Consider the following 14,983-nt stretch of genomic DNA (forward strand, 5'->3'; position numbering starts at 1 on the left):
GATGCGGATTATGATGACTGGCGCCACCGGCTTTGTTGGCTATCACACTGCCAAGGCATTGCTTGCGGCTGGGCATGAACTGAGCCTACTAGTACGCAGCGTTGACAAAATGTTGGGCTTATTTGGTGAGGACGTCATCCACAGCAGTGTCCGGGGTGACTTCAACGATGCCAAGCGAGTTAAGCGCGCCCTCGATGGCTGCGATGCCGTAGTGCACTGCGCCGCAGTGGTAAACACCTCTAGCGACAATGCTGAGCAGGTCTATCAAGCCAATGTCGAGGGCGCCCGCCAAGTGATTGGCGGGGCTCTGGACAGCGGCGTGTCCCGTGTCATCTATGTCTCAAGTATCACCGCCCTATATGAGCCAACAGCGCAGTACCTTGATCAGGACTCGCCGCCCGGCAGGGGCATCGCCCAGAGCGGTTATGGCCGCTCAAAAATCACTTGTGAGCACTATGTGCGCAGCCTGCAGGATGCTGGGGAAGCCATCTATAGCACCTACCCAGGCTCAGTCATTGGCCCAGATGACCCGGGCCTGACCGACCCCCACAAAGGACTGGCATCTTTTCTGCAGAGCGGCCTCGCCCCGCTGATGCCGACAGGCAATCAATACATTGATGTACGCGATGTGGCTCAAGCGCACCTGCGCATACTGGAACGGGGCCCCGAAGCCCGCCGCTTTCCGCTAGGCGGTACTTACCTGCCTTGGCGAGACCACGGCCGCCTATTAGGCAAAATCACCGGGCGCTATTTTATGCCGCTGTGGGTACCGCCTTACCTACCCTTAGCAGCGGGGAAATTAATGGATAAAATCTCCCCATACCTACCGATTGAAACACCTTTCTCAGCCGAGGGTATGCAGTATGCCACTGAGTGGGTCATAATGGACGATTCTTTTACGAGCCAGTGCTTGGATCTAGCGTTCAGGCCACTGGAAGACACAATGCGCGAAGCGCTGATTTCGCTATTGCGCAAGGGCCAGATTTCAGCTCGCGCTGCGGGCCGTCTCGCCCGTGAATAAACTCCAATAGAGACAAACAAGTTAATGACTAAGCTGCTGCGCAAGCGTGAAGACCGCCGCATTGAGGAACTAAACAATGCTCTAGCCGAAGCTACTAGCTATCAGGACTGGCTGTCTCTGGCCGAACAGCACGATGAGTTAAGCGGCGCTACCATATGGCGTCGTCGCCCTGAATCCCGCGCTTATAACCACACCAGTATTCGCAACCGGCTCGATCGTCTGCAAAAATTACGCCGGGAAAAAAACGACCCAGGTCTGTTATTCGCTCTTAACGAAGGCATTCATGGCAACATGGCCGGTATGGGCCGCGCCAATCTACACGAGCGAGCACTCTGTGGCACCAAGCTACTCATTGAAAACTATGTCGAGGCCATCAGTGAATCCCTAGAGCACCTTGCCTTCCACGCCAGCTCCAATATTTCACAGGTAAAACGCCTTGAGTTTTTCCGCCGCGCCAGCCACTGCTACGGCCGCTCGGCCCTGATGCTAAGCGGTGGCGGCACACTGGGATACTTTCATTTTGGTGTACTCAAAGCACTCATCGAGCAAGAGCTGTGTCCGGTAGTGATTTCAGGTGCCAGTGCCGGCGCTTTTGTGGCAGCTATTGTGGGAACCCGCAGCGACACTGAGTATCTATCGCTATTTGAAAACAATTTCCTCGCCCGAGCTATGACTGAAAACCGTGGCAATTTAAAAATCGGCCTGGGCATGGACGAGGAAATTGATATGCCTGCGGTACGGGCAGAAATGGCAAAATTAATACCCGATCTGACCTTTTTAGAGGCCTATAAAAAAACTGGGCGTAGTATCAATATCACAATTTCACCCGCACAAGCTAATCAGGAATCTCGACTACTCAACCACATAGCATCTCCTAATGTCACCATACGCTCGGCTGTCCTTGCGAGCTCTGCGCTGCCTGGCGTCTTCCCTGCCGCGCAGCTTGAAGCCAAAGATGACCATGGCAAAGTGCAGCCCTACCTGCCACGCTTACGCTGGATTGATGGCTCGTTTTCTCAGGACCTACCGGCCAAACGACTGGCCCGTATGTACGGTGTGAATCACTTTATTGTCAGCCAAGTCATGCCCGGGCTCGGGCGCAGCAGGGCTAGCAGACCAGGCCTTTACGAGATCTTGTCAGATGCATGGATCGCTGCGACCAAACAATTTATGCGCGGCAGTCTCACCGCTGCCCAACGCTACTTTAGCGTCGGCCCCCGCGCCGGCACCGTACTTAATGCCGTAAACGGATTAATAGACCAACAGTTCAGTGGTGATATTAATATTTTCCCTTCCTACGGGCTTGGCAGTCTGCGCAATCTTTTAAAAGTTCTTAGCGAAGAGGAAATGACCGCTATTATTCATGCTGGTGAACGCGGAACTTGGCCGAAGATAGCCGCTATTGCCACCACTACGCGGATCGGCAGGACCCTAGACAATATTATGCATCACTACGATGTAGAACAGGCCCACTGGTTGCAAAGTGCACCGAGCACTGAATCGTTTAAAAAATCTAAACAAGCGGCTGCATCAAAAGCAAAAGCAGGCAAAAGTTCCGCCCGCAAAGGCTCCAAAAAAGGACCTCTGCAGGCGGTCTAAATGATCTCAAGCGGAAATAGTCGTCGAGAGTCCGGCGACCTTTAGCTAGCCTCAAGGACTGAGGCTGTTCTGCATATTCTTCGCAATGCTAGTAGCCACACGCTTGGCCCGCTCTGTTTTCGGGCCACTAAAATCAGCCTCAAGGCTCTGCATAAATAGCGCCAGCCAACGTTCAAAATCCGCGGGCAGCAAGCTGCGCTTGTCGTTCAGTTGACGGTGAATATTCATGGTGTGTCGCTGATACTTAGTCTCCCCCAAGAGCAGCTTACACCAGTAATCCTTGATGTGAGGAAGGTGTACGTCGAGGTCGATTTGGGCAACGTCCCAGAAAATCGGCGCTAGTTGCTCATCCTTTAGCATACGCGCATAAAAGCTCTCCACGAAGCGCTCTATATTGTCGCGAGAGTCTAAATCTACTTTTTCGGTGGGCGTAGCTGACATATTAAGTGAAGACCTCTAGCTCAGATATCTCTTCTCTTAGCTCAGCGTTTTTTCTTGTTCTTTTTAACATGCGCCATCATCCGGCGCTTGCGCTGCACCTGCCGCTGGCTAAGCTTATTCTGCTTGTCAGCGTAGGGGTTTTCACCCGCTCGAAACTCGACCCGCACTGGGGTGCCGACGAACTTGAGTTCACGTCGATAGACATTTTCTAGATAACGCTGGTAACTCGCTGGTACTTTACCGGTCTGGTTACCGTGCACAATAATTAAGGGTGGATTCTGTCCACCCGCATGGGCATAGCGTAATTTAATGCGGCGCCCATTAATCATTGGCGGTGGGTGATCAAATACCGCCCCTTCCAGAATACGCGTGAGCGCGTTGGTGCTAAGCTTTCTCGTTGCGCTGTCATAAGCAGCGTCAATTGACTTGTAGAGATGACCGACACCAGTACCGTGCAAAGCAGAGATAAAATGGGTGTCCGCATAATCAGCAAATTGTAATCGGCGGTTCAACTCGCTCTTAATCCAGTCGCGCTGATCAGCTTCGACACCATCCCACTTATTGACTGCCAGTACCAAGCCTCGACCGGCTTCAATACAGTGGCCCAGTAAGTGCATGTCCTGATCTACCAAACCTTCATGGGCATCCATCACCAGCACCACCACATGGGCGTCATCGATCGCTTTTAAGGTTTTGACAATGGAGAACTTCTCCACTGATAAGCGGACATTTTTACGCCGGCGTACACCGGCGGTATCAATCAGGGTATATTTCTGATCATTGCGCTCGAAATCGATGTAAATACTATCGCGCGTGGTACCAGGCTCGTCATACACCACCACCCGCTCTTCACCCAGCAGGCGATTGACCAAGGTCGACTTACCCACGTTGGGCCGACCGACAATTGCCACACGAATGCTGTCGTAAAGCTGTGCTTCGGGGCGCGCTTCCTGTGGCGGAAATTCAGCCAGCACCTGCTCTATCATGCTGTTCACACCGCGGCCATGACTGGCCGCGATACCAAACATTTTATCTACCCCAAGGGCGTAGAAATCACTTAAGGCGAGCGATTCATTCAGCCCGTCGATTTTATTTACGATCAGGAAAAATGACTTATTTCGCTGCCTCAAATGTCGAGCCAAAGCTTGATCAGCGGGATTGAGTCCAGCGCGAGCATCCACTAAAAACAGTACTGCATCGGACTCTTCAATGGCGACTAGTGACTGCTCCGCCATCTGCTCATCAATGCCCTCTTCATCGCCACTGATTCCACCAGTGTCAATCACCACAAAGGCCTGCGAGCCCACTTTGGCTTCACCGTACTTTCGATCCCGGGTCAAGCCCGAAAAATCAGCGACCAGCGCATCGCGACTACGCGTTAGCTGATTAAATAGCGTCGATTTACCCACATTAGGGCGACCGACCAAAGCAATTACCGGGATCATGTTTACTCCTCCAGGGGAGTAATCTGGTAGGCGGCCAAGCGGCCACTATTACCGTAAACGTAGAGCACATTGCCGTCGCTGAGCATATCTGCCCGAGCGCCGTCGCCGTCTGCTTTAAAGCGGCCGGCAAACTCACCATCCACTTGCGAAAGAATATGTACGATACCTTCAAAGTCAGCCACTGCTATATAACTACTGACTGGCGTCGGTCGCGACAAACCGCGATAAGCAAGCGCTGTCTGAGTCCAGCGTATGCCCTGACCACCGCGTAGATAAGCGTTCAAGCTGCCATCTTCATCGGCCACATAAACGTTGCCAAAACCCTGTGAAACACCTGAGAAAGAGGACACATTTTGCTGCCACAACTTGCGACCACTGCTGGCGTCGATGGCCGCAATTCGCCCCTGATAGCTAGCTGCGTAGAGCTCTTGGCCTACCAGCTCCATACTGCCATCGATATCGACAATGCGCTCAATTTCAGAACGACCTTGAGCGATAGCCACTCGAACCTCCCAGACAATACCACCGGTCTTAGCTTTAAAGGCCTGCACGCGTCCGTTAGCAAAAGCAGCGTAAACGATGCCGTCCTTTAAAATGGGAGTGCTGGTACCTCTCAGCGTTAAAACAGGCACGTTACTATCATAGGTCCAGAGTTTTTTACCACTCTTGTAATCAAAGCCCTGTAACTTGCCGTCGTAGCTTTGCGCGACAACAACCTCGCCATCACCCTGCGGTGGCGCCAGTACTTCGCCGCTCACCCCAGTTTTCCAAATGAGCGAACCATCGCTGGCGTCGAGGCGCATCACCGAACCATCAGCGCCGCCTAAAAACAGACTATTCTCATGGACGCCTACACCACCTGAAACCGCTGTTTCGAGCTTCTTCTGCCAGCGCTTCTTGCCATTCTTTCGCTTAAGGGCCATGACCTGACCATCACTAGAAGCCACATACAAGCTGTCGCCCTGCATGGCCGGCACAATGCGATAAAGGCCTTTGCCCTGACCTTTGCCGACGCTGGTCGACCAGAGCCGCTTAATGTCCACTGTTTTGGCAATATCCTGCAGTGCAGCTGGCTGGGTAGGATCTTCATCATCGTCAATTTGAAACCAGCCTTTGACGGTACTGCAGGCACTCAGCGACAGCACTAAGCCTAGCACTGTGAGCCAGCGCATCATTAGCGAGCTCATGCTCCCTCTCCTTGCAGCTCTGAGTCTGATCCTGCCTCTATCGCGCTGCCAGCATCCTGGCTCAATTCAACATCCGTTGGTGCCACAGGGTTCAGACTGCTCAGCTTCTGCTGCAAAGTCACGGTGTTTAACTGGCCTGGGTTCTCACTCTCTAACTGCCAGGCTAACTGATAGGCTTCGAGCGCCTCAGCGCGACGACCCGCGGCCAGCAAAGTATCACCTCGCGCTACTTGATAGGACGCCACATAAGGATTACTGCTGGTTACTTTGAGTAAGTCGAGCGCCGCCTCTGTATCGCCATTAGAAGCCAGCACACGAGCTAAACGCTGGCGCGCTACCAAGGCGATATCGCTGCTTCTATCCGCAGCGGATAAGACCCAACGCAACTCGCTTTCGGCCCGCTCTAAGTCACCATCGGCAACCGCTAAGCGAGCGAGTTGCAAACTGGCGAACTGGGCATAAGTTGTGCCTGAGTAGTCGTCTTTCAGTGACCCTGCCAAACGTTCGATCTCACCCTGACGAGCAGGTGTCAGCTCAGCTTGAGACGCAGAATTAAGCAGTTGCTGGTAGATATCTGAAGCCTGCTCGCGCTGCTGCTGTTGATACTGCTGCCAACCCTGCCAACCAAAAACGGCTAGCAAGGCCAGTCCGATACCGACAATGGTCGAGCGACCGTTTTCGTCCCACCAACGGCGCAGCGCTTCTACCTGTTCTTCTTCTGTGCGATATGATTCCACGTCTATTCCTTAACTTTCTAATTCAGTTTACGCCAGTGCGGCGCTGACAAATGCAGCTAACTCGGCCACTGCGACAGTGTGTTGATCGCCCGCTGTACGCAGGAATTTCACGGTACAGTTACCTGCCAAAACCTCATCGTCACCCCAGATCAAGGCCAGCTCTGCACCACTCTTGTCGGCTTTTTTCAGTTGGCTTTTAAAGCTGCCACCGCCTAAGTGCTGTACTATTCGATGCTTTGGCAAGGCATCTCGCAGCGGCTCCACAGCAGCTAGCGCCACGCGCGTAGCCTCGTCCCCAGCCGCCACCACATAGATATCAGCAGCGCTACTTGCAGGCTGCGACTGAGCTACTTCAGACAGCAGTAGCACTAAACGTTCCATGCCCATTGCAAAGCCAATTCCGGGCGTCGCTTTACCACCCAGCTGCTCGACCAAGCCATCATAACGGCCACCAGCACAAACTGTGCCTTGAGCACCTAGACGATCTGTAACCCACTCAAATACAGTTTTGTTGTAGTAATCCAGGCCTCTGACCAAGCGCGGGTTCACACGATAACTCAGACCTGCTGCATCGAGAAAGCCGCAGAGGGAAGAAAAGTCTTGTTTCGACTCATCATCCAAATAATCTGACAGGGCCGGCGCATCATTAAGCAAAGCTTGAGTGGCGGGATTTTTACTGTCGAGGATTCGCAGTGGGTTACTGTGTAAACGGCGCTGACTGTCCTCGTCCAGTTGCTCCTCGCGCTGCTGCAAATAGGCCACCAGAGCTTCGCGGTAAGCTTGACGCGAGGCGCTATTGCCAATGGTATTGAGCTCTAGCTCAACACTGTCAGCCAAACCGAGGCTTCGCCACAGGCGGGCAGTCAACAATATGAGCTCGGCGTCGATATCTGGGCTGGCGATACCAAAGGCTTCAACCCCTATTTGATGAAACTGGCGCTGCCGTCCTTTTTGTGGGCGCTCATAGCGGAACATCGGGCCGCTGTACCACAGCCGCTGTGGCGTGCCGAGTAAGCCCTGCTGAATAACCGCTCTCACGCAACCAGCTGTGCCCTCAGGGCGCAGTGTCAGGCTTTCAGCATTGCGATCATCAAAGGTATACATCTCTTTTTCGACAATATCAGTCACTTCACCGATAGAGCGCTTAAAGAGCTCGGTTCGCTCCACAATGGGCAAGCGAATTTCGCCGTAGCCGTAACTAGATAGAAGGCTGCGCACGCTCTGTTCGAGCGCCTGCCAAGAAGGGGTTTCATCCGGCAGAATATCATTCATACCCCGGATCGCACGTATGTTACTCACTACTTCTCCAAATCCGCGACCCTAGTTAGGCGCTTGTTTTACTAATCAGGTTTTGTTCTTGCCGAGCACGCTCAGCTTCAAGTGCACGGGCTTTTTCCCGAATCACTTGTTCTAGATGATCGATAAAGTCTTGGTTGCTGACTTTATGATCTGGTTCACCAGCAATGTAAATCAGGTTATTGGGCGTTGCGCCAGTCAAGCCAACATCGGCTTCGCGGGCCTCACCGGGACCATTAACAATACAGCCAATCACAGCGACATCCATAGGCGTGCGAATATCTTCCAAGCGCTGTTCGAGACTATTCATAGTCCCTATGACATCGAAGTTTTGCCGCGAGCAACTCGGGCAGGCAATAAAATTGATTCCGTTGGCTCGCAGCTTCAGGCTTTTTAAGATATCAAAGCCAACTTTTACCTCTTCAACCGGGTCTGCTGCCAGCGAGATGCGGATCGTGTCACCTATGCCATCCATCAACAGCATACCCAAGCCCACAGAGGACTTGACCGTGCCCCCGCGCAAGCCCCCGGCCTCGGTAATGCCCAAGTGCAGCGGCTGCTCTATCTGCTTAGCTAGCAGTCGATATGCCTCCACAGCCATAAATACATCGGAGGCTTTTACGCTCACTTTGAAGTCTTGGTAGTTAAATTTGTCTAGGATGTCCACATGGTGCAGAGCCGATTCTACCAGCGCCTCAGCGCATGGTTCGCCGTATTTGCGCTGTAGCTCTTTACCTAGCGAGCCGGCATTCACGCCAATGCGAATAGGTATGCCTTTGTCGCGCGCACTGTCGATGACCTCGCGCACTTTGTCGTCACGCCCTATGTTACCTGGGTTAATCCGCAGGCAATCCACCCCGTACTCAGCGACCTTGAGAGCAATTTTATGGTCAAAATGGATATCTGCTACCAGCGGTACTGTGACTCGGGCACGAATAGCTCGAAAAGCTTCCGCTGCATCCATACTGGGCACTGAGATGCGAACGATGTCTGCCCCAGCGTCGGCAATAGCTTGCACCTGCGCAACGGTGGCATCCACATCGCAGGTTTCTGTGTTGGTCATGCTCTGCACACTGATCGGTGCATCACCGCCCACTGGCACCGAGCCGACATGTATTTGGCGACTGACACGGCGTTTAATTGGAGACTCTTTCATAGCTCACCTGCTGCCGAATTGTGCTGCTGATTTAAGGTGGCTGGCGCAGGTTCTGCCGGAACATCGGCATCACTGCGCCCCCACCAAAGAACAAATACCAACACCAAAAGTATTGCCAGGCAAAGTCCGATAGCTAGGCCTACTTTTTGTGCTGGCAAAGCCGCAACGGGCTTGCGGCGGGCCTCTGTACTTTCACTCACCTCTTCAGCGGCGCTGTCAAAGGCATCTAGTAATGGCTGCGTATCGATTTCCAGCATCCGCCCGTAGGCTCTGATGTAGCCGCGCGCCAACAAGGGCGAACGCAGCGCAGCGTAGTCATTGTTTTCAATAATGCCGATATAAGACGGCAGCCAAAACAAACGCTCGGCCACTTCGCGCTGACTCAAACCCTGAGCTTCACGCGCCGCACGCAACATAGCACCTGGTGAATCCGGTGCTACTCCCAGCTCTTTATTCTCCACTTTGCACTCGCTTATAAGCTTGATATTCAGCTGATTTAGGATAAATATTACTTAATGCCAGCACATAGCTGCTCTCGGCATCATGATCACCACTGTGTTGCGCTAAGCGAATACCCAGCCACAGGCCACGTGCTGACTGCTGACGCACCTCGCGGCGATAATTCGCGTAATACGCTTCTGCGGCCTGATAGTCGCCGTCCTCAAAACGTAATATGGCCAACTCTAACAGTGCGATACGACTATTTCGCTCCATTAAAAGAGCCCGTTCAAATGCCTGCTGAGCCCCTCGTCTATCTGCTAATTGTAGACGGCATAAACCCAAATTGATGAAGGCCTGGGGACGAGCGCTATAGAGCGGATCCTTTATCACCTGCTCCAACTGCTTCTCTGCTTCTTCAAAGCGCGACTGAGAAAACAGAAAGGCCGCGTAGTTATTGCGCGCTCGTGAGAGCTTGCGGTCTAGACGAATGGCTTTTTTGAAGCTCTCTTCGGCTAACTCTGGCTCGCCAGTGCTTTGAAATACCAGCGCAAAAGCCTCGTGTACCTCGGCATTGTTTGGATCAATATGCGCTGCGGCTTTGAGATTGCGCTTGGCATCATCCCAATTTCCCTCGCCAATATATTGCCGTGCTAAAGCAACTCGCTTTTCCAGAGCGACTTGCGGTGAAGGAGGGTCGGTATAAACGCTCTCAGTGTGAGTCACACAGGCGCTGTGCAATAACAAGAGAGTCACTAGCGCTGTGTACTTCAGCAGCCCGACTCGACTTGGTGCTATAAAGGCCAATGCATTCATCCCCCTTGATTAAGCTGCGATTGTGCCGCGTTGCGGTATCGCTCACTGCGGCGAGTGCGGTCCACAACCTGGCCCACTAGCTGACCACAAGCTGCATCAATATCGTCGCCGCGGGTGGTCCGCACCGTGACAATATAGCCCGCATCCACCAGCACTTGCCAGAATCGCGACACGGCATTGCCACTGGGGCGGCGGTAATCGGACTGATCAAAGGTGTTAAAAGGGATTAAATTAATTTTACAGGGAAAGTCCCGCAGTAGTTCGGCCAGCTCTTGGGCCTGCTCTACCTGATCATTGACGCCCGCGATCAAGGTATATTCGATAGTCACTACCCGCTTGGTATCACGCTGGGCATCAATGTAATTAGCTGCAGATCGCAGCAACTGTGCGATCGGATACTTGCGATTAATGGGCACCAATTGATTGCGCAGCGCATCGTTGGGCGCATGCAGAGACACTGCCAGTGATACTTCACTGACTTGCGCCAACTTATCCAGCGCCGGCACCACGCCCGAGGTGCTTAGAGTGACCCGCCGCTTGGAAATACCGTAGGCGAGATCCTCCATCATTAAATCCATGGCTGAGACCACATTATCAAAATTCATCAGTGGCTCGCCCATACCCATCATCACCACATTAGTGACCACCCGAGGACTACCGGGCTTGAAGGCATCATAGGAGTTAATCGCCAGCCATACTTGCCCAATAATTTCCGCCGCGCTTAAATCGCGCTGGAAACCCTGCTTGCCAGTGGAGCAGAAGCTGCAATCCAAGCTGCAGCCCACTTGGGAGGAAACGCACAAAGTGGCACGGCCGCCCTCGGGAATTAACACAGCTTCAACTAAGCCGCCACCATCAACGCGAATGGCCCACTTCCGGGTGCCATCACTAGAGTCTTTTTGGCTGACAATTTCCGGTGGCCGCACCTCGGCTACCCGCTGCAGTTTTTCACGCAGCGCTTTGCCGAGGTTAGACATATCTTCAATCTGAGTGACACCGGCATGGTGTATCCACTTCAGCACTTGCTGGGCGCGGAACTTCTTCTCTCCCAGCTCGAGAAAAAATGCTTCCATTTGATCCCGAGTTAAGCCCAGCAGGTTCACCTTATCAGGTGTCGCGTCTGTAGCTATTTTGTCACTTGTTACAGTGGCGGATGTCATGCCGGTATCCCTGCGCCTTAGGCGCGGTCGCAAATCTCGCTAGCAGCGAAAAAGTAAGCTATTTCACGGGCCGCTGAAGCCGGTGAATCTGAACCGTGAACTGCGTTGGCATCGATAGACTCGGCAAAGTCAGCACGGATAGTGCCCGCATCAGCTTCTTGAGGGTTGGTTGCACCCATCAACTCGCGGTTTTTTGCAATGGCGTTCTCACCTTCAAGCACCTGCACGAGTACTGGGCCAGAGGTCATAAACTCAATCAGTGCCGGGAAGAAAGGACGCTCGCGGTGCTCTGCATAGAAACCACCAGCCACTTCTTCGCTCAACTGAAGCATTTTGGCGGCGACGATGCGCAGGCCATTCTCTTCAAAGCGTGAATAAATTTTGCCAATGACGTTTTTGCCAACTGCATCGGGTTTTACGATGGAAAAAGTGCGTTCTACTGCCATGAGTTTGTCTCCGGTAGGTGATGTGGGGCGCGCGGCGACCCAGCGGGCATCGAGCAACAATGTGTCAAAGCGGCCGGTTTCACCGAGGCGCGTTTAAAGCCGCGCAATTATACGGACTTTGGGCCCCAGTTTCACCCTAGACTTAGCCGCAAGCTGATATTCTTTTTCTTTTAAATCAGCAACTTAAGCAGAACCTTTAGAAAAGCGAAAATTTCACTAAGCGCCTGGGACTCAAGTGGCGCCATCGGCGGCATTGCGCTGCTGCCAGCGAGGGTTACGCTGCCGCAGTTGTGAAACTGTTTTACGCAGCAACTCCGCGGCTCGCTGGGCCTCATCTAAGCTGCTAAAGCGACCGAAACTGAAACGCAGCGAGCTGTGGGCTGTGGCGTCATCCAACCCCAAGGCCCGCAACACATAGGAGGGCTCAAGACTGGCCGAGGTGCAGGCCGAACCACTGGAAATAGCCAAATCCTTCAGCGCCATCAGCAGTGACTCGCCTTCGACGTAAGAGAAAGCGATATTAATCGCCCCCGGCAAGCGCTCTGCGCCGCCGCCATTGACTAGCAATTCCGGCACATCCTCAAGCGCTTGCCAAAAAGTATCGCGCAACTCGCGGATCCGCTCAGCTTCTGCGGCCATCTCCTGCCTGGCAATCGCAGCCGCCTCGCCCATACCGACAATTTGATGTGTCGCCAAGGTTCCTGAGCGCATGCCTCGCTCGTGGCCGCCACCGTGGATCTGGGCTTGCAAGCGAACCGCTGGATTACGTCTCACATAGAGCGCACCCATGCCTTTTGGGCCATACATTTTATGCGCCGACATGGACAGCAAATCCACTGGCCAGCGCGCCAGATCAATGTCGATTTTACCGGCGCTCTGAGCCGCATCGACGTGCAGCAATACCCCAGCTTGGCGGGTAATCTCGGCAATTGCCGCAATATCGTTGATGGTGCCTATTTCATTGTTGGCGTGCATGATACTCACTAGCACCGTATCTGGCCGCAGAGCTGCAGCTACCGCCTCAGGCGCAATTAGCCCCGTGGCAGAGGGCGCCAGATAAGTCACCTCAAAGCCCTCGCTCTCAAGCTGCGCGCAAGTATCAAGCACAGCTTTGTGTTCGATACTCGAGGTAACAATATGCTGGCCACGTTCACGGTAAAAATGCGCAGCACCCTTAATTGCCAAGTTATTCGACTCTGTGGCCCCAGAGGTCCACACAATCTCCCGCGGATCAGCGCCAATCAGATCAGCCACTTGTCGGCGCGCCTCCTCAACGGCGGCCTCTGCGCGCCAGCCAAACATATGCGAGCGCGAGGCCGGATTGCCAAAATTACCGTCAATTGTCAGGCATTGGCACATTTTTTCAGCGACCCGTGGATCAACCGGTGTGGTCGCTAGATAATCAAGATAAATAGGTCCTGACATGCTTACTCTCCCTCGGCTACCGGTCGGGGCACAAACTTCTGGGTCTCGGTCAAAATCCCCCGCAAAATATTGAGCTCCATTTCATCTAGGCGAACGCGGCCATATAAACGCCGCAGACGCGACATTAGCTGCCGCGGCGCAGCGGGATCGAGAAACTCAATATCCACCAGCGTCTGCTCTAAGTGCTGATAAAAGCGCTCCATGTTTTCACTGCTGCTAAAGGGCGTATCCCACTGCTCGTCCTCACGCTGTGGCAGCGTATCTGCCTCCAACAGCATGCGCAGCTCATAACACACAATTTGTACCGCCATGGCTAAATTTAGGGAACTGTAATCCGCAGAAGTAGGAATATTGAGGTGCAAGTTACACAGCTGCAGCTCATCATTAGTGAGCCCCCGATCTTCGCGACCAAAAACCACTGCCACCTGTTCGCGACTAGAGGCCTCTGCCATCCGCTGGGCGCAGTGACGGGGATCGAGCAACGGCCAAGGTATACGGCGACCGCGCGCACTGGTTCCCACCACAAACTGACAATCGGCAACTGCCTCAGCCAAGCTCGAGCTAAGCACTGCTCGATCCAGCACATCGCTGGCCGCAGCCGCGCGCCACTGGGCCTGCTCATCGGGAAACTGGCGTGGTTCCACTAAGTATAAATTTTTCAATCCCATATTTTTCATGGCACGTGCCACAGCGCCGATGTTACCGGGATGAGATGTATTGACCAATACGATACGAATATTGTCGAGATTCATTAGCTGCCGAATGTTGGGGGCCTAGTCTGTCAATATGGGCAATTTCTGCGATTGAATGACGCAAGCACAAGACTCATGATGCGGGCGTGAGGCGCCAGCGAGGGCGGTATTATAGCAGGTTTTACACTGTGATCTGGTCCCATTTCGCTGCTATAATCCCGCGCCCACAGCAAATCACCTAGGATCAAACACTATGGAACCGATGGTCAACATCGCACTACGTGCCGCCCGCAAAGCTGGCGAGCAGATTGTGCGCGCCTCCGACGACTTGGAGCGTGTTGAAGTTGTGGCCAAAGGGCACAACGATTTCGTCTCAGAAGTGGACCGAGCAGCAGAACGCGAGATCATCTACCAGTTACAAAAAGCCTACCCCGATCACGCCTTTTTGGGTGAAGAAGGCGGCCTACAGGGCGACGAAGACGCAGACTATCGCTGGGTCATCGACCCCTTAGACGGCACCACTAATTTTTTGCGCGGCATTCCGCACTACGGCATTTCGATTGCCTGCTTCTACAAAGGCAAGGTCGAGCATGCGGTAGTACTCGACCCCGTTCGCCGTGAAGAATTTACCGCCTCCCGCGGTCGCGGCGCGCGTTTGAATGGCCGCCGCATACGAGTGAGCAAGCGTCAATCTCTCGACGGCGCACTCTTAGGTACTGGTATCCCCTTTAAAAACCACTGCGACGACGCCCTACGTGGCTACAGCAAAAGCTTAGAAATACTGGCTGGACAAACCGCCGGCATCCGGCGCGCAGGCGCAGCATCGCTGGACTTGGCCTACGTGGCGGCAGGTCGCCTGGATGCATTTTGGGAAAAAGGGCTGTCCATTTGGGATATTGCCGCCGGTACCCTGCTGGTACGCGAGGCAGGTGGCTTGGTGGCCGACTTCAATGGCGCCGACAAGCACTTTGAAAGTGGCGACATTGTTTGCGGCAACCCGAAATGCTTCAAGTCGGTACTGCAAGTGACTAAGCCCTTACTCGGCTAAGAGCAGCTCAGGCAGCAGCACAAGTCAATGTCCCGCCTTGCGCGGGACTTTAACACTAACAACAATGCAGCTTCTT

Annotated in this window: 15 protein-coding genes; 3 read left to right on the top strand and 12 right to left on the bottom strand. The window is 53.6% G+C overall.

The features are described 5' to 3' along the window. Position 1: 1 nt before the first annotated feature. Positions 2–1,021: an NAD-dependent epimerase/dehydratase family protein gene (locus H2508_RS05965; protein WP_182170089.1), complete on the top strand. Its 1,020-nt coding sequence runs from the start codon at positions 2–4 to the stop codon at positions 1,019–1,021. A gap of 24 nt (positions 1,022–1,045) precedes the next feature. Beyond that, positions 1,046–2,620, top strand: coding sequence for a DUF3336 domain-containing protein (locus tag H2508_RS05970; RefSeq protein WP_182170091.1), 1,575 nt, complete (start codon positions 1,046–1,048; stop codon positions 2,618–2,620). 51 nt (positions 2,621–2,671) lie between these two features. Here the strand turns inward: H2508_RS05970 and H2508_RS05975 are convergent, their stop codons facing one another. The 12 genes from H2508_RS05975 to trmJ form a co-directional block, all read right to left on the bottom strand. Then, entirely contained in the window at positions 2,672–3,061 is a 390-nt protein-coding gene (locus H2508_RS05975) for a group III truncated hemoglobin (RefSeq protein ID WP_182170094.1), read from the bottom strand. A gap of 41 nt (positions 3,062–3,102) precedes the next feature. Then, entirely contained in the window at positions 3,103–4,506 is a 1,404-nt protein-coding gene (gene der / locus H2508_RS05980) for a ribosome biogenesis GTPase Der (protein ID WP_182170097.1), read from the bottom strand. Between the two features lie 2 nt (positions 4,507–4,508). Beyond that, complete coding sequence (gene bamB / locus H2508_RS05985) at positions 4,509–5,693, bottom strand: outer membrane protein assembly factor BamB (protein ID WP_235964890.1); 1,185 nt, start codon at positions 5,691–5,693, stop codon at positions 4,509–4,511. Then, positions 5,690–6,430, bottom strand: a complete 741-nt coding sequence (locus tag H2508_RS05990; protein WP_182170100.1) for a YfgM family protein — start codon at positions 6,428–6,430, stop codon at positions 5,690–5,692. Before H2508_RS05990 ends, bamB begins: the two co-directional genes overlap by 4 nt. Positions 6,431–6,457: 27 nt before the next feature. Next, positions 6,458–7,729: a histidine--tRNA ligase gene (gene hisS, locus H2508_RS05995; RefSeq protein WP_182170103.1), complete on the bottom strand. Its 1,272-nt coding sequence runs from the start codon at positions 7,727–7,729 to the stop codon at positions 6,458–6,460. Between the two features lie 25 nt (positions 7,730–7,754). Further along, positions 7,755–8,882 (bottom strand): flavodoxin-dependent (E)-4-hydroxy-3-methylbut-2-enyl-diphosphate synthase, encoded by a 1,128-nt coding sequence (ispG, locus tag H2508_RS06000; protein WP_182170106.1) that lies wholly within the window; start codon positions 8,880–8,882, stop codon positions 7,755–7,757. Beyond that, the gene (locus H2508_RS06005; RefSeq protein WP_182170109.1) at positions 8,879–9,343 is read right to left on the bottom strand and encodes a helix-turn-helix domain-containing protein; all 465 of its coding nucleotides are present in this window, start codon (positions 9,341–9,343) and stop codon (positions 8,879–8,881) included. The genes ispG and H2508_RS06005 overlap by 4 nt, the downstream gene beginning before the upstream one ends. Then, positions 9,333–10,127, bottom strand: coding sequence for a type IV pilus biogenesis/stability protein PilW (pilW, locus tag H2508_RS06010; RefSeq protein WP_235964899.1), 795 nt, complete (start codon positions 10,125–10,127; stop codon positions 9,333–9,335). The genes H2508_RS06005 and pilW overlap by 11 nt, the downstream gene beginning before the upstream one ends. A gap of 5 nt (positions 10,128–10,132) precedes the next feature. Beyond that, a complete protein-coding gene (gene rlmN, locus H2508_RS06015; protein WP_182170115.1) occupies positions 10,133–11,296 on the bottom strand; it encodes a 23S rRNA (adenine(2503)-C(2))-methyltransferase RlmN in 1,164 nt (387 codons plus the stop codon). A gap of 17 nt (positions 11,297–11,313) precedes the next feature. Then, positions 11,314–11,742 carry a nucleoside-diphosphate kinase gene (gene ndk / locus H2508_RS06020; protein WP_182170118.1) on the bottom strand — a complete coding sequence of 143 codons (429 nt, stop codon included), beginning with the start codon at positions 11,740–11,742 and terminating at the stop codon, positions 11,314–11,316. 231 nt (positions 11,743–11,973) lie between these two features. Then, positions 11,974–13,167: an IscS subfamily cysteine desulfurase gene (locus H2508_RS06025; protein ID WP_182170122.1), complete on the bottom strand. Its 1,194-nt coding sequence runs from the start codon at positions 13,165–13,167 to the stop codon at positions 11,974–11,976. A 2-nt stretch (positions 13,168–13,169) separates the two neighbouring features. Beyond that, a complete protein-coding gene (gene trmJ, locus H2508_RS06030; RefSeq protein ID WP_182170125.1) occupies positions 13,170–13,919 on the bottom strand; it encodes a tRNA (cytosine(32)/uridine(32)-2'-O)-methyltransferase TrmJ in 750 nt (249 codons plus the stop codon). A gap of 193 nt (positions 13,920–14,112) precedes the next feature. Here trmJ and H2508_RS06035 point away from each other — a divergent pair, with 193 nt between their 5' ends. Then, on the top strand, positions 14,113–14,907 hold the full coding sequence (locus tag H2508_RS06035) for an inositol monophosphatase family protein (protein ID WP_182170128.1): 795 nt from the start codon (positions 14,113–14,115) through the stop codon (positions 14,905–14,907). Positions 14,908–14,983: the final 76 nt, after the last annotated feature.

It is taken from the genome of Sediminihaliea albiluteola (assembly GCF_014077625.1).
Taxonomy (GTDB): domain Bacteria; phylum Pseudomonadota; class Gammaproteobacteria; order Pseudomonadales; family Halieaceae; genus Sediminihaliea; species Sediminihaliea albiluteola.